Source organism: uncultured Sunxiuqinia sp. (genome assembly GCF_963974515.1).
GTDB lineage: Bacteria > Bacteroidota > Bacteroidia > Bacteroidales > Prolixibacteraceae > Sunxiuqinia.
The window spans coordinates 140,715-160,226 of record NZ_CAXBDD010000001.1 but is presented as its reverse complement, the minus strand read 5'-3'; the positions used below and the strand labels follow the sequence as shown (position 1 = coordinate 160,226).

The following is a 19,512-nucleotide window of genomic DNA, read 5'->3' as shown; positions in this document are numbered from 1 at the left end:
ATATCAACAATCTAGATTTTGCAAGGCTGTTGCGCAATGAGGAAATATACTTCCCGAAGATTATTCGGATACAATTTAAGTCAGGGTTTCACTCCAAGTGAAGCCCTGACTACCATCCAGCAAGATTCCAACATAAAGCCCTCACTGCTGAAAGAACAGTTTTTTAAGGCCTGAAAAATTAAAATTCTGCGAGCATTTAGGCAGAACCCCTGCGATTTTATACCTTTGTGAGCCTGAATTTGAACAGATCCACAGAAAATAATCACTAAAAACAAAGAATTGATATGGCATTGATTAATGAGCATTATCTGAAATTGCAAGCGGGCTATTTGTTTCCCGAAATTGGACGGCGTGTCAGCGAGTTTGCAGCAGCCAATCCCGACAAGAAAATTATTAAGATGGGAATTGGTGATGTCACCCGCCCCTTGGTTCCTACCGTGTTAAAAGCCTTTCACGAGGGTGTTGACGAACAGGGAAAGCCCGAATCGTTTAAGGGATACGGCCCGGAACAGGGCTACGAGTTCCTGCGCAAGGCTATTGCAGAAAATGCGTATCAAGCTAACGGAATTGACATTCCGGCTGGTGATATTATTGTTTCCGACGGGTCGAAGTGCGACACCGGAAACATCCAGGAGATTTTTGGATCGTCGAACAAAATCGCGATTTGCGACCCGGTTTACCCGGTTTATGCCGATACGACCGTGATGTCGGGCAAAACTGGAGCTTGCCAGCCGAATGGTTATTACGAAGGGGTGATTTACATGCCTTGCACCGACGAGAATGGCTTTACGCCCGATTTGCCAACCGAGCGCCCCGACCTGATTTTCCTGTGTTACCCCAACAACCCAACCGGAACGGTAGCCAGCAAGGAAGAGTTGACCAAATGGGTGAACTACGCCCGCGAAAATAAAAGCATCATCTTATTTGATGCGGCCTACGAAGCTTTTATTACTGATGATTCCATTCCACGTTCGATTTACGAAATTGAAGGAGCCAAAGAAGTGGCGATTGAATTCCGCAGCTTTTCAAAAACTGCCGGATTCACCGGAACACGCTGTGCTTTCACGGTCATTCCGGAGGAGCTGAAAGCTTACGATAGCCAAGGCAATGCCCACTCGGTGAAAAAATTGTGGTTGCGTCGACATTCAACCAAATTCAATGGTGTTTCGTACCCGGTTCAAAAAGCCGCGGCTGCGGTTTACACGGCCGAAGGCCAAAAAGAAGTGAAGGAAGTGATTGCCTATTACATGGAAAACGCGCGGATTATGCGCGAAAGCCTGAATGAAATTGGCTACACGGTTTATGGCGGAGTGAATGCACCTTATGTGTGGGTGAAAACCAAAGGTGGCATGAGTTCGTGGGATTTTTTCGACAAAGTCTTGAACGAAGCCAATGTGGTGGGAACCCCCGGGTCGGGTTTTGGCCCTGCCGGCGAAGGTTACTTCCGCTTTTCAGCCTTTGCTGATCGCGACAGCGTATTGGAAGCCATGACCAGGATTAAGAACCTGAGTTAAGCGAGAAGTAAAACGAGATTAACGAAGCCCGGACCAATGACTTGTTCCGGGCTTCATTTTTTGGGTCTGGTGGTGGCGAAGGATGGATTTACGAAGAGTTTGGGCTAAAGCCCATGTTGGTTTGTTGCAACTGGCATGCCCAGAAGGACAGGGTTTCTGAATGGTGTAGCAGGCGCAGTTCGCGGAACAAAGATGAAGAGCCCTATCACTAACACCCGATTCATCCGGGGGGGACAGAACATGGCCTAATCATCCCGCTATTTCCGGACTTGCAGTAGGCCCTTTTAAACAGGCACATGGCCTTACTTGTTGAATCAAAGACATAAATATTGTTAAAAGCGCTTCAGCATTGGCTGTTTTCGTTAATTATCAGCCTTAAAAGATTAAATTTGTCACCGGCATGAAGAAAATGATTTTCATATTCACCTTGTTCTTTGCCCTTGTGGGCGGAGGTCCGCTGGTGGCGCAGGATCTGATCGGTATTGATCCGATTCTGATTCACCTCAATGGGCAGGTTTTGAATCAGGACGATGGTTTGCCTGTTCCCTATGTGCACGTGGTTAACATGCGCAACCATGCCGGAACAACGACCAACTCGCAAGGGCGATTTTCGATGGAAATGCTCAATGTGGATAGTCTTGCAGTTTCGGCGATGGGATTCATGAAAGAATATGTGCACGTCCCGCCAAAGCATCATCCCGACAGTTTGTTTACCATCTGGTTGCGGCCCATTCGATTTGCCATTGGCGAGGTGGAAGTGAAAGGAAGATCCAATGCCATCAGTATGGAAGGAATATCAACGGGAAAGCCCGTGGATATTGATCCGGAACTGCGCGGCGATGCCTTCAATACAAAGCCGCCCTGGTATGCGGCCGTGTTTTCACCAGCTTCGTTTTTGCAATACCATATCAGCCGCAAGGAACGACAGAAGCGCGAAGTGCGGAGCGCTATCATTTCTGAAAAGCGATGGGAATACCTGTCGCAATACTACAGCAAAGAAATTGTGATGGAGCTCACTGGTCTGAATGAGGAGGAAGCGGATTCGTTTATGATTTACTTCAATTCAAAAGGTATCCTGAACGAGGTAAACAATAATTACCAAGTTCGCGAAGCCATTTTGGAGCAGTTTGAATTGTATCAGCAGGAAATGGAGTAGGTGACAAGAAATCAAAATCATCACCCTGGCCTTTTTCAAGGCTATACTTTATCGTTTTAATCCTCACTTGAACTGGACTTTTTTATAAGAACCAGAAGATATAATCCAACGGAAATGTGCTCGTCCGGCATGAGGACAAAGAAGCATTGAGAATAAGCAAACGTTTTGTTATGCGGCGCATGTTGGCTGGGGGCATTCAAATACCTTGTGATTGCGCCTTGTCCATCTACGTACTACTGAACCCCGGGTTCCGTTTCACTTCAACCAGCCTGTCCCGATCAAAAATCGGGAGGGGCATTCAATTTGAACCCATTGTTGTCTAGTTTTTATAGGCTTGCCAGAGATGATTTCACCTGAAGCGTAACCCGCCATATTTGTATCTGGAAGGTAGCTTGAAAAGGGACAGAGAGGGGCAGGCATTGAAGAGTTGAAGAAGCCAAACGAGTTAATTTGGCAATCTTGGCTTGTCATGTGCCAATCTAAATTCTTTTTCCGAACTTTACGCCAATTTTAAAACTGGTTATGACAAAGAAATTTAAGTTTGAAGGACGCGATAATAAGCTGCCAAAGAAAGCAGACGAAGAGCAGGCAGCTCCGGAAAATAAAAAGGTAAGCCTCTTAAAGAAGTCTGATCGTGAGATTCGGCTGAATAAATTTATTGCGAACGCCGGCATTTGTTCGCGTCGTGAAGCCGATCAGCTCATTGAAAAAGGAGAAATAACAATCAATGGTGAAGTTGTTACCAGTCTGGGTTATAAAGTGACTTCGAAAGATGAAGTGGTTTATAAGGGGAAAGTGATCAGTGCCGAGAAGAAGGTGTATGTGCTGTTGAATAAGCCAAAGGGTTTTGTCACGACGATGGATGACCCGCATGCGGAAAAAACAGTGATTACCCTGGTGCAGAACGCCTGCCCCGAACGCATTTACCCAGTTGGCCGACTCGATAAAGATACCACCGGCTTGTTGCTGTTTACCAACGATGGCGAGATGACCAAAAAGCTGACTCACCCCAGCTACGAAAAGAAAAAAATTTACCACGTATTTTTAGATAAAGAATTTGCTCCGGCTGACTTGGAACAGGTAAAAAAAGGAATTGAGCTGGAAGACGGGATGATTGCCGCCGATGCCATCAGCTATGTTGTGGACGAAGATAAACGGCAGGTGGGAATTGAAATTCATTCGGGAAAAAACCGCATTGTGCGCCGCATTTTTGCCCACTTGGGCTATCGGGTCATCAAACTCGACCGCGTTGTGTTTGCCGGGCTGACCAAGAAAAACCTCCCCCGTGGCAAATGGCGTTTTCTCTCCGAAAAAGAAGTCGGCTTTTTAAAAATGACTTAGTGTAATTTCTCTAGAAAGTCAAGACTAATACCATCGCTTTGGAAAAGGAATTTGTTCAAATCATATCACAAAATCAAGGGATCATTCACAAGGTGTGTTCCATCTATTGTGATTCCGAAGAAGACCGTCGCGACTTGTTTCAGGAAATCCTGGCACAGTTGTGGAAATCTTTTCCTTCTTTTCGGAGCGAATCTAAATTCTCGACCTGGATGTACCGGGTGGCCTTAAATACAGCCATTACAAGTTTCAAAAAAAACAAACGACAGCCAGACAAAAGTGGAATCGATGTTGAAAATTTCCAACTGGCTGTTGAGGAATACGATCACGAAACCGAAGAGCAAATCAAGCTATTGTACAAGGCAATAGCGAATCTCAGTGGAATTGAAAAATCCATTGTTCTGTTGTATCTTGAAAACAAGAAATACGAAGAAATTGCTGAGATCACGGGGATTAGTCAAAATTATGTACGCGTTAAGATGAACCGGATCAAGAAAAAACTGAAGAAATACATGAACATCTGAACTGGGAGGAATGGAACTGAAAGATTTAAAATCGGCCTGGAATAAGTTTTCGTCCGACGATGCCAACAAGCACCAGTTGGGAGAGGAAGCGATTTATGACTTGCTGAAAAAGCGGACCAGGAACTTGATTGAGCGAATTGATCGCAATATCAAAATCGGCTTTGCGGTACTCATCGCGCTTAGCCTGCTGTTTGTTCTGGATGTGTTTCTTTTTACCCCTCGCATGGTGGGCGGCTATGAGCCTGCACCCGGCTGGATTCAGTGGATGGAAGGCCTCGGCGTTCTGTTTATTGCCGGCTCATTTGTGTATTTCTGGCTGGGTTATCGCACCGCTACCAAAGATTATTCGCAAAGCAACGACCTGGCAAAGGTGCTTCGGGCCATTGTCCGGATTTTGTATGTCTATCGGAAACTGTTTTATTTGGCACTTGGCATTCTTTTGCTCATCATGGGTATCAGTTTTGTTACCGGCCTATACAGCGGAGTGGACTTGAAAGCACACGAACTGGGAGCAACACTGACTGATGTGAGCAGTGCACCCGAAATGATTAAGACAATTATCCTGGGCATGGTCATATTCCTGGTTTTTATTGCTGCTCTTTTTGTTTTTTTCCGCTGGGGGTTCAGGAAACTATATGGCAATTACATCTCCAAATTAAAAGAAACATTGAAGGAGCTGGATGAAATTGATTAAGGCCGCAAGAGTAAAATCTGTCATCTTTTTATTGTTGTTCACGGCTTCATTTCAACTAGCTGGACAAACGCTAAGCTTGCGTGTTGTCGACGCCAATAGTTTGCGGCCACTGCCCTTTGTCAATGTGTTGTTTGACGGGCAAAACCTGGGGACCAGCACCAATATAGATGGTTTTTTTAGTTTGAACCGCGAATCGGCTGACACCATTTGGTTATCGTACATTGGTTATTCAAAACAACAGATGGCTATATCCGATCTGCAGGATGGCGACCAGATTAGTTTGTCGCCATCACCAGTTCAGCTTTGCGAAGTCGAGGTGTTTCCCGGCGAAAATCCGGCGGATGTTATTATGCAGCGGGTTGTAGCCAACCGCGACAGGCACCGGCCCGAAAATTTGGATTCATACCGTTACCAGTCATATAACAAGCTCACTTTTTCCTTGGATGATACTTCACGTAAGGAGTTTGCGGCGTCGCTGTATGAAAAGCCCGACTCAGCCAATTTGATACTAAAGAAGTTGTTGGAACAGCAAGACTTGTTTCTCATGGAATCAGTGAGTAATAAGATTTATCAGAAGCCGCAAAAAGAGAAAGAAGTGGTTATTGCCAGCCGTGTTTCAGGATTGGAAGATCCGTCCTTTTTTCTGCTGGCCACCCAATTGCAGTCCTTTACGTTTTATCAGGATTATGTGAGGCTTTTTGAAAAGCGTTTTTTAAGTCCGGTTTCGCCTAATTCGTGGACCCGTTATTTGTTTATGCTGGAAGAAACCCTGCAAACTTCGACCGATGACAGTTTATTTGTGATTCGGTTTCAGCCCCGGAAAAACAAAAACTTTCAAGGACTGAAAGGCATTTTGAAAATTAGCTCCGATGGATATGCCATCGAATCACTTCGGGTGAGCGCTGCTGATGCATCGAACGATCGCCTTCAGTTGTCGGTTGAGCAGGCGTACGATAAGCTGCGCTCGGGCTATTGGTTTCCCAAAGCATTAAACTCCGAGATCACGGTAAGGGGACTAAATCTTCCGGGCAGCGGTTTTCCGGCAAGTTCCGTTAACCTGAAAGCGCTGGGGAAAACTTACCTGAGCAACCGGGAAGTTAATTTGTCAATCGACCGGCAGCAGTTTCAGGGGCCGCAACTAAATGTTGATCCTTTGGCAACCCATCCCGAAACGGCTTGGGATACCCTGCGGTCGGTGTCATTATCTCCTAACGATTCATTGGTTTACCAACTCATTGACAGTCTTGGCCAGCAAAATCGCTTCGATGCCAAGATGTTTATCGTCGAATCGTTGGCTGATTACCGCTTGCCCGTTGGGAAAGTGGACCTTGTTCTGGACCGGATGATTGGCTTGAATAAGTTGGAAGGTTTGCAACTTGGATTGGCCCTGGAAACCAATCCCAAATTCAGCAGGTGGTTGAGCCTGGGAGCTTTTTGGCGGTATGGTTTGCGGGACAAAAAAGATAAATACGGAGGCGATGTCCGGTTAAAACTTCATCAAAAAAGCAATGCCAGTCTGTTTTTTCACTATGAAAACGATGTCCGCGAGGACGGCGCAATGGAGTTTCTGGAACAAAAACAGCCATTTATATCCAGGCAATTGGATTCCTGGTATCGTACAAATTTTACTTATCACGAAATGTGGCAGGCGGGTGTAGTGGGGCGACTGTTTCCTTCGCTTTTAACTAAAGCCTATTGGAAGGATTATCGTCTCCAGGACCCCTCGTTTGTTGTTGCGGGACAGGCGAGCCAGCCTGTAGATTACCAGTTGCTTGGCGTGCAGTTTCGCCTGACTTTCAAGGAGCGTTTGTTTCGTCGGCGTGGCGAGATTTATTCTCTGGGTAGCAACTATCCGGTGCTGCATTTTAACTACGAACGGGCTTTGAGAGATCGCTCCGACCGGCCATACCAAGCCATTGAGTTCAAGCTGTCTGATTCGTATCGAATCCGGAATTTGGGTGAAACGGAGTTGGTGATGCTCGGTGCTTTTCGTGAGTCGGGTGGAGTGGTGAACTTGCTGGCCAGTCCGCCATCGTCGCGTCCTCGCCTGCTTTCGCTTGACAACAAAACTTCGTTTGCTACCATGCGCGTGAATGAGTTTGTGACCGATGAAATGCTGGCTCTGTTTTTTCGTCACAATTTTGGTTCCTTGCTTTTCAGATATAAGGAGGTTCGTCCTGATATTCTGTTGGCCTTCAACGCCGGAGTTGGCTCTTCTTCCTACGACCAACAGGCTGGTTTTGCCCTTCAATATCCATCCATTTCGAAGGGATATTACGAAGCGGGATTGTTGGCTGCCAAACTCCTTCGGGTCGGCTTGTTCGAATTGGGAGCCGGAGCTTTTTATCGGTTTGGGCCTTATCATTTGGATTCGTTTCAAGACAACCTGGCTCTGAAAATTACACTCGATCTGGCGATTTAAGCGTTAAGATGCACGTTCCGTTAAAGTCACTGGGTTCGTGTCGCTAATTTCAGGTTTTATCAATATCCGTAAGATGACCTCGTGTTATTAAGAAGTTATTCAATTGTCGTTAGGCTGTTTTGAAACGATCAATGACAATAAAACGACCATGAATGGCAACGATTGACAGCCACAATAGGATAAATAGGCAAGTAAGGGGCAATCTTTTCAGATTTTAAATGCGTCGATGTGTTGCTGTCACATGAGCTTTCTTCAATTAATTGTTTATCTTTGCGCCGTTTTTAAACACTTCATTTTTAAATAAATGGCACATAAATCAGGATTTGTAAATATCATAGGAAACCCGAACGTCGGGAAATCAACCATCATGAATTCCCTGGTGGGCGAGCGTTTGTCAATCATTACTAAAAAGATGCAAACCACTCGCCACCGCATTAAAGGGATTGTGAGCGGAGAAGATTTTCAGATAGTCTATTCCGACACACCAGGTATTCTGAAACCCAATTACAAGCTTCAGGAATCGATGATGAAGTATGTAAACACAGCCTTGATTGATGCTGATGTGATTTTGTACGTCACCGATGTGGTTGAAAAACCAGACAAAAATGAAGAATACCTGGCGAAAATCAGGAAGTCGAATGCGCCGGTTATCGTGTTGATTAATAAAATCGATCTTTCGAACCAAGGCGATGTGATGAAGTTATACGAATATTGGAAAAACCTGTTGCCGGCTGCCGATGTGTTTGCCATTTCGGCGACCGAACGATTTAATATCGGGCCAATATTCGACCGCATTCTTGAATTGCTGCCCGAAGCTCCACCATATTTCCCAAAGGATGAATTGACTGATCGGAATGATCGTTTTTTTGTTTCGGAAATCATTCGCGAGAAAATTTTGTTGTATTACCAGAAAGAAGTTCCCTACTCGGTTGAAGTGGAAGTGGAGGAGTTTAAGGAGGAAGACAAGATTTTGCGCCTGCGTTGTGTTATTAATGTAGCACGCGACAGCCAGAAGGGAATCATCATCGGGCACCAGGGAGCGGCTCTAAAAAAGGTGGGCACCATGGCCCGCAAGGACATGGAAGAATTTTTTCAAAAGAAGATATTTTTGCAGTTGTATGTAAAAGTGTCCAAGGACTGGCGTGATAAAGACCGGATGCTGGGGAACTTTGGATACGACTTTCAATAGCCTGGAGCGAGTGGCATAGGGCGTGTGAGCTTGTCCTCTGCACCTTGAAACGTGTCAGCCAGCTGTTGGATGGAATTTGGAATTTTAAATTTGGAATTTAATTAGAAATGAGCAATATAGTCGCAATTGTAGGAAGACCCAATGTGGGCAAGTCAACACTATTTAATCGTTTGGTGGAAAGCCGGAAAGCGATTGTTGACGAGATTTCGGGCGTGACCCGTGATCGGAATTATGGGAAATCGACCTGGAACGGAAAAGATTTTTCGGTGATTGATACGGGAGGCTACGTCATGAATTCGGAAGATATTTTTGAAGAAGAGATTCGTAAGCAAGTGCATCTGGCCATTGATGAGGCCGATGTGATAATCTTCGCCGTAGATGTTGAAGGAGGGATCACGGATTTGGATCAGGCGGTTGCCAGTATTTTGCGCCGTGCCAAAAAGCCGGTTTTTTTAGCTGTTAACAAAGTGGACAACCACCAGCGGATCATGGATTCGCATGAGTTTTATGGACTAGGCCTTGGTGAGCTGTATTGTATTTCGGCGATGACTGGCAGCGGAACAGGTGAATTATTGGATGCAGTAGTGGCCAATTTCGTTAAAAATGAAGAAGTCGAAGTTGAGACAGGGATTCCAAAGTTTGCCGTAGTTGGCCGTCCGAATGTTGGAAAATCGTCTTTTATCAATGCATTGACAGGTGTTGAACGGAACATTGTGACCGAAATAGCCGGTACAACCCGCGATGCCATTAATACCCGTTACACCAAATATGGGCATGATTTTTATCTGGTTGACACGGCAGGCTTGCGTAAAAAAGCCAAAGTGCATGAAGACCTGGAATTTTACTCGGTGTTGCGCTCGGTTCGCTCCATCGAAGATTCCGATGTTTGTATGTTGCTGATTGATGCCGAACGTGGGGTCGAGAGTCAGGACGTAAATATTTTCAACCTAATGATACGCAACAAGAAAGGCGTGGTCATTTTGGTGAATAAGTGGGATTTGATTGAAAAAGACAATGCTTCGGTGAAAAAATTTACGGAGCAAATCCACGAACGGATTGCTCCTTTTGTTGATGTTCCAATCGTTTTTATGTCGGCATTAACCAAGCAGCGGATTTTTAAAGCGCTCGAAGCAGCTGTGGAAGTGTACGAAAACCGCCAGCAAAAGCTGAAAACTTCCAAGCTCAACGAGGTGTTGCTTGAAGCCATCGAACGTTATCCGCCGCCATCGATCAAAGGAAAGTACATCAAGATAAAATATGTGACCCAGTTGCCAAGTCCAACTCCATCGTTTGCCCTGTTTGCCAACTTGCCACAGTACGTGAAAGAGCCTTACCGGCGTTACATCGAAAACCAGATTCGGGAGAATTTTAACTTTTCGGGTGTTCCGCTGCAGATCTTTTTCAGAAAGAAATAGGTTTTCGTAACGGCTTCATCTGTTTCGCTAATCGTTCATACCTGAGCAAAAACATGAAGAAGACTTGCGCACGTGTCGACATAAATTTGCACACGTGCGCAAGCTTTAACCCGAGATTGATTGATTTTCACCACCCGGCTTGGATAGCTGAACAGGCTCTTTTAGTGCCGGGCCGGTGGGTTATTCGTTTGCATATTCGCCGCTTAAAACACCCGAAATGCTCCAGTGGCTGAAGCTGTTGCCTTCATCGGCACCCTGATCAATCGCCACCTTGAGTGAATGTTTGCCGGGGCTAAGGTTTTTCAGCGGAATAACATACGGCGGAGTGAGCGTAGCCGGGCACCAGTTCGACCGGCTTAGGTCGCTCGACGACATGCCATTGCCGAAGTTACCCGATGCCGGATTGTACAGGCGGTAAGTGGCACAATCGGTTCGCCACGGAACTACTTTGTAAAAGGGTTCACCGTCAATGAAAATTTCGTTGAGTTTTGGGTTGAACTCATCGCCACCACCCCAGCCGCCATGCCCGGTTGAGGTGTAAAGCAGTTGCAGGTTTTCTACGTTTGCAGGCACTTCAAACTCCAGCGACAAGGTATCGTTTCTGAATAAGCGGCCGTAATTCTGCCCCGACATTTCCATGATATTCACGGTGTAGAACAGCGGTTGAATGTAATGAACCGGCTCTTCCCGGTCGCCAAACGAGGGGTAAAAGTTGAGCTCCAAGCTGACTTTGTGTCCGCCCTGATCATAGTTGCCGATAAAAACGCCCACCCAGATCTCATCCTGATCGTTAGGAATAAGCGAAGTTATATCCTGCTTGTAAGTAGCCTCGTGTTCCCACGGGTAATTATTGATTTCGCGGAGTTTATTAAAATGGCCTACCCCAAACGAAGTGAAAAAGCGCATGAGCTCAATCGGGCTGTCGTAGTTTCGTGTGCTGGTAATCCCTTGGTATTGCCCTCCTTCGTTGTCGATGAAAACCGGCAATTGATCCAGCCCATTTTGAAGCGCATCGAGCATGGATTTTTTATCACTAGCCGTGGGCAGTGCAAAAACGGAGCCGGTTCGGTCGTAGGCATCGCCATTGGACCAACAACTGAGTTTGGCAAATACCTGTCCGCCCTTTAGCCAACTTTCGGGCAGCGTAATCCTTTTCAAGATCACGCTGCCTTTAGAAAAGCGGTAAGTCCGGTTCGATTCCAATTCTTGTCCTTCGTATGTATCCTGCAGGTTCTCAAAATTGATGATCTCGTTCTCAAAAACGGAAAGGATCGTGTAGCGTGATTTGATTTTCAGCTCCTCCAGCTCGCTTGCTGAAACTTCTTTAGCCTGATTAAACGGATAGCCAGGAACCGAATCCTTGTCTAGTTTTTCAACCGATTTGGCGAGCAGCGTGCGGCTTCCGTTGATGGTCACTTTTAAAACCAGCGACTTTGTGTCGGGCAAATACGCCTGGTAGGGCGAACCTTTGGCTCCGGTTTTATCCGAGTACCAGACTTCAATGGAGTTCGAAAACGACGAAAGTTTCGCGTGCTGGCAGTCGTATCCCAAAATGGTTTCGGTTTTGTCGCCGGGTTTTGGCTGCGGAAGCAAATCGAACGAGGTGAGCGTTTTAAAAAGCTCATTCTCGTAATTTAAAATGGTCACGGTTTGGCTGTTTCTGTAGTCAATGAAATTTCGAATTTGATCTCCCGGTTCAGAAAGATAGGCAACCTCATCGAAGTAGACTAAAGTCAAGCCGCGCCCGGGCAATTCTGTCCCGTTATGAACGGCAGCATAGCTCACTTTAAATCCAGACTTTTCTTTCGATTTTTGGGCATAGGCCGGAGCCGAAAAAATGAATAGAAGCAGAAAGCTAAGGGTAATCAGTTGTTTCATTGGAGTGGGATGTTGCCTGTTAATCTTGCAAAAACTGGTTTAAAAATCCGCCTGATTCTTTTCGCTGGTTTCCGCCGCGTGGCGATAGTTCGGCAATCAATTTGCGGATTGGCATGGACTGTAACCAAACTTTGCCGGTACCCCGCAAAGTAGCAAGGAAAATTCCTTCGCCGCCAAACACCATCGAGCGTAAGCCTCCCGATTGCTCCACACTAAAATCGATGCTGGGTTCGTAGGCGACAATGCAGCCCGTATCAACCCGCAAAACTTCGTTGTTCAATTGTCGTTCAATCACCGTTCCGCCCGCATGAATAAAGGCCTTCCCATCGCCGCGCAATTCTTGCATAATAAATCCTTCGCCACCAAAAAAGCCGGCACCCAGGCGTTTGTTAAAGGTGATGGCGATCTTTGTGCCGAGTGCGGCACACAAAAAAGCGTCTTTTTGAACGATGATCCGGCCTCCCATCATGGCTAAATCCAAGGGAATGATGGAGCCTGGATAAGGAGCCGAAAAAGCCACGTGCTTTTTGCCCCAGCCCTGGTTGGCAAAGTGTGTAAGGAAAAGTGATTCGCCCGTAATGATACGTGATCCGGCTGATAATACCTTGTCAAAAAATCCGGCGCGCGGGTTGGAACCATCACCCAGCTTGGCTTCGAAACTAATGCCGTCTTCCATGTAAATCATGGCACCAGCTTCGGCAATAACCGCTTCACCCGGATCTAATTCAACTTCAACCAACTGAACGTCGTGTCCAATAATTTTGTAATCTATTTCATGTGATTGCATAGGGAGTGAATTTTTGAGTTAATTTAAAACTCAAATTTACGAATTGAAGTCAAAGCACGAGCAGCTTTTCGATGAAATGATGGTTTTTCGGGGTAAACTAATCGTCCTGGGCTCGCTGGTGCGCTTCGTTGATACTGGCATTCAGTTCGAAGCCAATGAGCAGGATTAGCGACATCAGGTAAAAAAGCAGCAGAACGACCAACAAGGTTCCGATCGAACCGTAAAGTTTGTTGTATTGTCCAAAATTGGTAATGTAGTAGCTAAATCCAACCATCGTGATAAGACCGAGGATGGTCGCCAAAGTTCCGCCGGGAGAGATAAAGCGCCAGCGTGTTTTTTTTGCCGGAGCGAAATAGTATAAAAAGGCAAAGGCAAAGAAAAACAGGGCAATGGTGATCACCCATTTTCCGATAGTCAGCAGATAGTAGGTGAAGGTATCGTTTAAAAGTCCCTCTCTGTCCATATAGTCGATCGCAAATTGGCCACCAGTTATCAAGGTTATGGCCAAAGTGATTAGAATTGACAAGATGAAAAGCAGCATGGTGGCTACAAGCCTTTGACTGAGCCAACTTCGGCGTTTAAACGAGTGCAGCGAAGCATCAAAAGCACTCATCATACTGGCCAGACCGTTGGTCGAAAAAATTAAAGCCATAAAAAAACCAAGTGACAGTAAATCGCCCCGTTGGCGGGTCAGGATGTCCTGAATCGTTTTTTCCACGGTTGTAAAAGCGTAAGGAGGTAGTAATTCCTGTATCAGCAGGAATAATTCCACCTGAAAATTCTTGATTGGGATGTAAGGAATCAGAGTAAATAAGAAGATGATGGCTGGGAAAAGCGCCAGAAAAAAGCTGAAAGCAATGGCCGATGCCCGCGTGGTAATGGAGCCCTGGACAATGCTGCGGTAAAAGAAAACGCCGACATCGTAAAGGGCAATTTCATTGAAGCCGGGGAAGCTGACTTTTCTGGCCCGGATTAAAAGTTTGAGAAAGAAACGCTTAATCTTATGGCTTCGGTTGCTGACGACCATTCAGCTTATTGTTTTTCAATTCGTAACTGATGAATGTAGGCTTTTTGACCTTTTTCCTTCAATAAAAAATAAACTCTGAAAACACCGGTCGATGTTGTTAGGTTGCCAATAGCATATCGCGCACCTTCTTTTCCTCCCTGGTGAATAATGGCAAAACGCTGTGGCGAATTGTTCGAAAAAAACGAGGCGACAATTTGCTTGGCCTGTTCTTTGCTGTAAACATCGTCTTTGTCCAAAACTACCAACTCAATGTTTTCATTGAAATGGTTGGACAGCGTGGATGCATCGCCGGTTTTCAGGCTCAGGATCACTTCATCCGGAACCTGTGCAAAGCTCATGATTCCGGCAAAGAAAAATACAAAAGCCGGAATTACGGTTTTAATCCATTGATTTTTCATTTTCTGTTTATTTAAACGCCCTGTCCCTATGCATAAACTGTACCAAAATACTGCAAGTATAGAACCGGAAGTATAACTTTGTAAAGTTAGCAATTTTAGGACGACAATGGCTGATCAGTAAGTGAACGATTTTTTATACGGCCAAAAGATACTTCTTTTCAGTTAGAATGTTGATATTTAACTTGTGCTTTTAAGTTTGACAAATAATAGAAACAGGCAGCTCCCGCTGTCCTAAACCGCGTATAGTGAAGATTAAATTGGTTGTGATCGGAAAAACAGATGAGCGTTATTTAAGCGATGGGATTGAAAATTATCACAAGCGGATTCCGCATTATCTTCCTTTTGAATATCAGGTTATTCCGGATCTAAAAAACACCCGAAAGTTATCGGAAGAGCAGCAGAAGGAAAAGGAAGGCGAATTGATCTTGGGCCAGATTAAAGCCGGTGATGAGTTGATTCTCCTGGATGAGCAGGGACAAACATTTCGATCGACAGAATTTGCACGATTTTTGGAGAAGAAGATGCTTGGTGGACTGAAGACCCTGGTTTTTGTTATTGGAGGGCCTTACGGATTTTCGGAGGCAGTATACCAGAAGGCTGCCGGAAAAGTGAGTTTATCAAAAATGACCTTTTCGCACCAGTTGGTCCGGCTTGTCTTCAGTGAGCAATTATACCGGGCATTAACCATTTTGAAGGGCGAACCATACCATCACGAATAATTGATCTTAAGCCGGCTTATGGAAAACATTAAAAAATACAGTTTCCTTATTCTCTCACTTGCTTTTTTTGTCTTTGCATTTTTCATTGAGCATCATGTTCTGCATCATCATCCGGAAGTGAAGTTAATTGATCGGTTTGAACGGCAACTGCACGAACAAAAACAAGTGTTAGGCGACCAACTGGACGAGATCGAACGAATCATGACCAGTGCTGACTTTGACGGGAATTTTCAGGCTGAATTTTTTCCTTATTCTTCGTTGTACCCCGATCAGGGACTTGGGTTTGTGGTGTTGAAGGGCAATGAGATCATTTATTGGTCACACAATCACTTTGCTTTTACCAGCCGGTTTTCGAGCAAAATGGCAACACAGGAGCTGCTGGCATTACCCAACGGTACCTACCTGGGCATCAATCGGCAGGTGGATACGCTGAACGTGATTGGTTTAATTCATATCAAGGACGTTTACAGCATCGAGAATCAATACATCAGGAATGAGTTTGCTGAGCCTTTTGTTTTGCCCGAAAATTTCGTTATTCAACGTGAAAAATCAGCCTATAATCTTCCGGTGCGAGATGAAGTGGGTAATTATTTGTTCTCGGTACTTCCGGCCGGAAAAATAAAATGTACCAATGCCCAGCTCTTGCTTCCGGCTGCCCTATTTGTGTTGGCTTTTATATTCCTGTTGGTTTTTATACGGAAAATGGTTCTGCATTTCCGGCACGAAGATTTTTTAATGCGGGTCATCATCCTGGGGTTGTCACTTTTTGGGTTTTACTGGATTCATATTTTGTTCCGGATACCCCGTTTGGGCTATGCTTTCGAGTTGTTTGGTCCCTCGCTTTACGCCTATTCGTTTTGGCTTCCTTCCTTGGGTGATTTACTCGTGTTGGCCGTTCTGTTCTTTTTTTGGAGCATGAATTTTGTCCAGGAATTTTCCTATTCGAAGGGGCAAAACCGGAAGGAGATTTTTTCAGCCTACCTGTTTAGTTTATTCATTTATCTGTTCGCCAACTATCTGATTGGAAACCTTATTCAGAATAGCAGTATCTCCTTTCAATTGAACCGGATTGACGATGTGGATCAGTATAGTGTGGTTGGATTTATCATTATTGCCTTGCTCTTTTTCTCCGCTTTTCTAATCAACCTAAAAATTGTAGAATCCAGCATGCGTTATCTTTCAAAAAAGCGCTTTCTCTGGGGGCATCTTTTATTGATAGCCGTATTTGTTGGCTTGGCGGTTCATTATAAAAACAGTTATCTGTATATGATTTGCCTGTTTTTACTGACCAATTTTTCGATTTTTGCACTCGAAAATACGCACTTAAAAAAGCATTCCATTTCGTATATCATCTATTTTGTATCGCTTTTTGCTTTTTTTACGTTGATTAATATTCAATACTTCAACCAGCAGCGTACTATAGAAAGCCAGAAGTTGATGACTGTTACGCTCAATTCGGAACATGATCCGGCTGCCGAGATTTTTCTGACGGATATTCAGCAGGAGCTGAGCGTCGATTCTGTGATTCCTTATTTGTTATCAACCACTTACCAAGAGTTGGAGAGTTACCTGGAGCGACAGTATTTTGGAGGCTATTTTCGGAAATACGAGCTGGATATTATTTTGTGCAGTGGTTCCGATAGTTTGTTGGTTGAGCCGGAAAACCAGTGGGTTCCCTGCTTTCCGTTTTTTGAGGAGATGATTGAGACCTCAGGAACCCGGATTCCGGGAACCAACTTCTACTTTATGGATAACCTGAACGGGCGGATTTCTTACATGGGCAGGATCTTTTACCCCTTGACGGCCGATTCACTTGGGACATCGGTGTTTTTTGAGCTTAATTCACGACTGCTTCCCGAAGGAGCCGGTTTTCCCGAACTGCTGCTGGACCGGTCGATGGCCAAACCGCATCGCTATCGCCATTTTTCGTATGCCAAGTATTTTAATCACGAGCTGGTGACACTGAGTGGTGATTACCAGTATAATTACTACATCGACTCGTATGATGTCCAGACTGACAGTTCGGAGTTTGTTCTTGCCAGGTGGGATGGTTACGATCATTTGATTCACGATCTGGGAAAGGGTAATTTTATTATCGTTAGCGGTGAGACATTTGAGGTGATGGACTACCTGATTTCCTTTCCGTACCTTTTTGTTTTCTACTTTTTGTTTATCCTGCTTGTTGTTTTTGGTGGCAATTCATCTTTTCGAAAGAAGGCGAAACTCTATGATTTGAAATTCAAAATACAAGCGGCAATCATCACGGTGGTGCTGGCGTCACTATTTGTTGTGGCTGGTGGTACAATTTATTACAATATTCAGGAATATGAGAACCGGCATCAGGATGATTTGAACGAGAAAATGAAGTCGATCAGCGAAGAGATCGGGATGAACCTGAACGACGTGCATGAGTTGTCGCCCGATTTGGTTGATTGGCTGTGGCGTGAGTTGAACAAGTTGTCGATTGTCTTTCGTACGGATATCAATATTTTTGGGGTGAATGGCGAGTTGATCGCTTCGTCGCGTCCCGAGCTGTATTTGCGTGGCATTATTTCGAACCGGATGAATGCGGAAGCGTATTACGAGCTGATTGAAAACTACCAGGTAAGCTACTCGCAACCTGAACGGATTGGTGATTTATCTTATCTGTCTGTTTATGAGCCGATTATTAATGACATGGGCGATTACCTGGGTTTTATCAACCTGCCTTATTTTACGCGGGGTGATGAGCTGAAGCAGGAAATCTCGACCTTCATTGTCGCTTTCATCAATTTATATGTGCTGCTGTTTTTGGCCAGCGTGCTTGTCGCTGTTTTGCTCGCCAATCAAATTACACGCCCGTTGAGCATGGTGCGTGAAAAATTGAAGGGAATTCAACTGGTGAAAAAGAACGAGCAAATTAGTTACCAGCGTGATGATGAGATTGGCGCCTTGATTAAGGAATACAATCGTAAGGTGGAAGAGTTGGCCGAGAGTGCCGAGTTGCTGGCCCGAACAGAACGGGAACTGGCATGGCGCGAAATGGCCAAACAAGTGGCTCACGAGATCAAAAATCCGCTGACTCCGATGAAACTCAATATTCAATACTTGCAACGAGCTAAAAATGAGAAGGGAGCCCACTTTGATGAGTATTTTAACCGGGTGACCCGAACGTTGATTGAGCAGATTGATACTTTGTCGGATATTGCAACAGAGTTTTCCAACTTTGCCAAAATTCCAAAAGCTCGAAACGAGGTTTTCAATTTGGCAAAGCAGCTGACCAAAGTAACCGAGCTGTTCGAATCAAGCACCTACATTGACTTGTCAGTGGAGCTGGAAGAACAGGAAGAATTGCTGGTTTATGCTGACCAGGAACAGGTCTCGCGTGCAATGGTTAACCTGATAAAAAATGCTATCCAGTCAATTCCGCCTAAGCGAAGTGGAAAAGTGAGGGTTGTTCTGACAAAGAAAGATGATAGGGCTGTGATTTCTGTTCGGGATAATGGCACGGGTATCCCGGAGGACATTCGACAGCAGATGTTTCAGCCCAACTTTACAACCAAAAGCAGTGGAATGGGACTTGGCCTGGCTATTGTAAAAAAAATTATTGAAAATGCACGTGGTAACATCTGGTTTGAAACGGAGATGGATAAAGGTTCCACATTCTATGTCGAACTTCCCTTGTATGAAGACAATCGTTGACTTGCTGGCTGTTCTTGCGCTTTGAAAGTTCTATTCAGGAATTCGTAGGTTGTGTGCAAAGATGCGGTTAGTCTGATCTTCACCTGCTTTCCTGCAATTCAGTGAGTGAGGCTAGCTGTAAAATTCCCAGGTGTTTTAGTTTGTCTGAGGCTGCCATGCCGTTGGGGTTGCAGCCGGGAAGGCCTTCCGGGATTTCCATCGTTAGCTTTTCGTAGTGTCTTACCCAGGTGGAATCAAATTCACCGCTTTCAGGATTTTTAAAAGTCATGGGATTCAATGTAAAAATTGAGTCGTGTGCAAAAGCCAGGTAAATGAACTCGGAGCAATAATGACTGGTGTCGGACAGCACATAGCTGAAATTGTAAGGTTTTCCCAGTAAACGCTTGGCTTGCGCAATAGCGTTGGGAATCGTGGCTTGATATCGGGTCTGCAAACGGTAAATTGAAACCAGTGCCGAATCTCCGTCAGGCTGAGAGAATTCGGTTAACGAAACCTGGCAGGTGCCGCCAATAGGGCTGGCGTGCAATACATAAACCGAATCGTTTTCAACTACTGCCAGCCCAACATGCGAGAAGTGGGTTTGCTTGTCGGTTTGAGTAACCTGGTCAATGGCTTGCGATAAGTTACTTGACGCGGTTTCCCGAAACAGCAGATCGCCTGTTTTAAGTTGGTGTGGACTTATATGCTGGGCTTGAGTTCTCATGCTGACATTCAGTAGTAATAGAGTGATTAATAGGAGTTTCATGAGCTTGTCTATTTAAATGATACGG

15 protein-coding genes are annotated in these 19,512 nt (G+C 45.1%); 10 read left to right on the top strand and 5 right to left on the bottom strand.

Translation table 11 applies throughout. The features are described from left to right. Window positions 1-284: 284 nt before the first annotated feature. From AAC033_RS00720 to der, 8 genes are all read left to right on the top strand, one after another. Entirely contained in the window at window positions 285-1,514 is a 1,230-nt protein-coding gene (locus tag AAC033_RS00720) for an LL-diaminopimelate aminotransferase (RefSeq protein ID WP_339734305.1), read from the top strand. Between the two features lie 400 nt (window positions 1,515-1,914). Then, on the top strand, window positions 1,915-2,670 hold the full coding sequence (locus AAC033_RS00715; protein ID WP_339734303.1) for a carboxypeptidase-like regulatory domain-containing protein: 756 nt from the start codon (window positions 1,915-1,917) through the stop codon (window positions 2,668-2,670). A 522-nt stretch (window positions 2,671-3,192) separates the two neighbouring features. After that, a complete protein-coding gene (locus tag AAC033_RS00710) occupies window positions 3,193-4,011 on the top strand; it encodes a pseudouridine synthase (RefSeq protein ID WP_339734301.1) in 819 nt (272 codons plus the stop codon). 38 nt (window positions 4,012-4,049) lie between these two features. Continuing rightward, window positions 4,050-4,532: a sigma-70 family RNA polymerase sigma factor gene (locus tag AAC033_RS00705; RefSeq protein ID WP_339734300.1), complete on the top strand. Its 483-nt coding sequence runs from the start codon at window positions 4,050-4,052 to the stop codon at window positions 4,530-4,532. 10 nt (window positions 4,533-4,542) lie between these two features. Further along, the gene (locus tag AAC033_RS00700) at window positions 4,543-5,226 is read left to right on the top strand and encodes a hypothetical protein (RefSeq protein ID WP_339734298.1); all 684 of its coding nucleotides are present in this window, start codon (window positions 4,543-4,545) and stop codon (window positions 5,224-5,226) included. Further along, window positions 5,213-7,648 (top strand): DUF5686 family protein, encoded by a 2,436-nt coding sequence (locus tag AAC033_RS00695; RefSeq protein WP_339734296.1) that lies wholly within the window; start codon window positions 5,213-5,215, stop codon window positions 7,646-7,648. Before AAC033_RS00700 ends, AAC033_RS00695 begins: the two co-directional genes overlap by 14 nt. A 304-nt stretch (window positions 7,649-7,952) precedes the next feature. Next, window positions 7,953-8,837, top strand: coding sequence for a GTPase Era (era, locus tag AAC033_RS00690; protein WP_339734294.1), 885 nt, complete (start codon window positions 7,953-7,955; stop codon window positions 8,835-8,837). Between the two features lie 107 nt (window positions 8,838-8,944). Next, the gene (gene der, locus AAC033_RS00685; protein WP_339734292.1) at window positions 8,945-10,252 is read left to right on the top strand and encodes a ribosome biogenesis GTPase Der; all 1,308 of its coding nucleotides are present in this window, start codon (window positions 8,945-8,947) and stop codon (window positions 10,250-10,252) included. A gap of 180 nt (window positions 10,253-10,432) precedes the next feature. Here der and AAC033_RS00680 read toward each other — a convergent pair whose 3' ends face one another. The 4 genes from AAC033_RS00680 to AAC033_RS00665 all read right to left on the bottom strand — a co-directional run bounded on the left by AAC033_RS00680 (window position 10,433) and on the right by AAC033_RS00665 (window position 14,342). Further along, entirely contained in the window at window positions 10,433-12,130 is a 1,698-nt protein-coding gene (locus AAC033_RS00680) for a PNGase F N-terminal domain-containing protein (RefSeq protein ID WP_339734290.1), read from the bottom strand. A 19-nt stretch (window positions 12,131-12,149) separates the two neighbouring features. Further along, window positions 12,150-12,917: a TIGR00266 family protein gene (locus AAC033_RS00675; RefSeq protein ID WP_339734288.1), complete on the bottom strand. Its 768-nt coding sequence runs from the start codon at window positions 12,915-12,917 to the stop codon at window positions 12,150-12,152. Window positions 12,918-13,014: 97 nt separating this feature from the next. Next, window positions 13,015-13,944, bottom strand: coding sequence for a YihY/virulence factor BrkB family protein (locus AAC033_RS00670; protein WP_339734286.1), 930 nt, complete (start codon window positions 13,942-13,944; stop codon window positions 13,015-13,017). 5 nt (window positions 13,945-13,949) lie between these two features. After that, window positions 13,950-14,342 carry a DUF4783 domain-containing protein gene (locus AAC033_RS00665; RefSeq protein WP_339734284.1) on the bottom strand — a complete coding sequence of 131 codons (393 nt, stop codon included), beginning with the start codon at window positions 14,340-14,342 and terminating at the stop codon, window positions 13,950-13,952. Between the two features lie 245 nt (window positions 14,343-14,587). Between AAC033_RS00665 and rlmH the strand changes: the two genes are divergently transcribed. After that, the gene (gene rlmH / locus AAC033_RS00660) at window positions 14,588-15,061 is read left to right on the top strand and encodes a 23S rRNA (pseudouridine(1915)-N(3))-methyltransferase RlmH (protein WP_339734282.1); all 474 of its coding nucleotides are present in this window, start codon (window positions 14,588-14,590) and stop codon (window positions 15,059-15,061) included. 18 nt (window positions 15,062-15,079) lie between these two features. Beyond that, window positions 15,080-18,742, top strand: coding sequence for an ATP-binding protein (locus AAC033_RS00655; RefSeq protein WP_339734280.1), 3,663 nt, complete (start codon window positions 15,080-15,082; stop codon window positions 18,740-18,742). A 79-nt stretch (window positions 18,743-18,821) separates the two neighbouring features. Here AAC033_RS00655 and AAC033_RS00650 read toward each other — a convergent pair whose 3' ends face one another. Next, window positions 18,822-19,487 (bottom strand): YiiX/YebB-like N1pC/P60 family cysteine hydrolase, encoded by a 666-nt coding sequence (locus AAC033_RS00650; RefSeq protein ID WP_339734278.1) that lies wholly within the window; start codon window positions 19,485-19,487, stop codon window positions 18,822-18,824. Window positions 19,488-19,512: the final 25 nt, after the last annotated feature.

Coding starts and splice junctions, on each gene's coding strand:
- AAC033_RS00675 (WP_339734288.1), bottom strand. CDS start 12,917: ATGCAATCACATGAAATAGATTACAAAATTATTGGACACGACGTTCAG.
- AAC033_RS00715 (WP_339734303.1), top strand. CDS start 1,915: ATGAAGAAAATGATTTTCATATTCACCTTGTTCTTTGCCCTTGTGGGC.
- AAC033_RS00700 (WP_339734298.1), top strand. CDS start 4,543: ATGGAACTGAAAGATTTAAAATCGGCCTGGAATAAGTTTTCGTCCGAC.
- der (WP_339734292.1), top strand. CDS start 8,945: ATGAGCAATATAGTCGCAATTGTAGGAAGACCCAATGTGGGCAAGTCA.
- AAC033_RS00655 (WP_339734280.1), top strand. CDS start 15,080: ATGGAAAACATTAAAAAATACAGTTTCCTTATTCTCTCACTTGCTTTT.
- AAC033_RS00695 (WP_339734296.1), top strand. CDS start 5,213: ATGAAATTGATTAAGGCCGCAAGAGTAAAATCTGTCATCTTTTTATTG.
- AAC033_RS00670 (WP_339734286.1), bottom strand. CDS start 13,944: ATGGTCGTCAGCAACCGAAGCCATAAGATTAAGCGTTTCTTTCTCAAA.
- AAC033_RS00680 (WP_339734290.1), bottom strand. CDS start 12,130: ATGAAACAACTGATTACCCTTAGCTTTCTGCTTCTATTCATTTTTTCG.
- era (WP_339734294.1), top strand. CDS start 7,953: ATGGCACATAAATCAGGATTTGTAAATATCATAGGAAACCCGAACGTC.
- AAC033_RS00720 (WP_339734305.1), top strand. CDS start 285: ATGGCATTGATTAATGAGCATTATCTGAAATTGCAAGCGGGCTATTTG.
- AAC033_RS00650 (WP_339734278.1), bottom strand. CDS start 19,487: ATGAAACTCCTATTAATCACTCTATTACTACTGAATGTCAGCATGAGA.
- AAC033_RS00710 (WP_339734301.1), top strand. CDS start 3,193: ATGACAAAGAAATTTAAGTTTGAAGGACGCGATAATAAGCTGCCAAAG.
- AAC033_RS00665 (WP_339734284.1), bottom strand. CDS start 14,342: ATGAAAAATCAATGGATTAAAACCGTAATTCCGGCTTTTGTATTTTTC.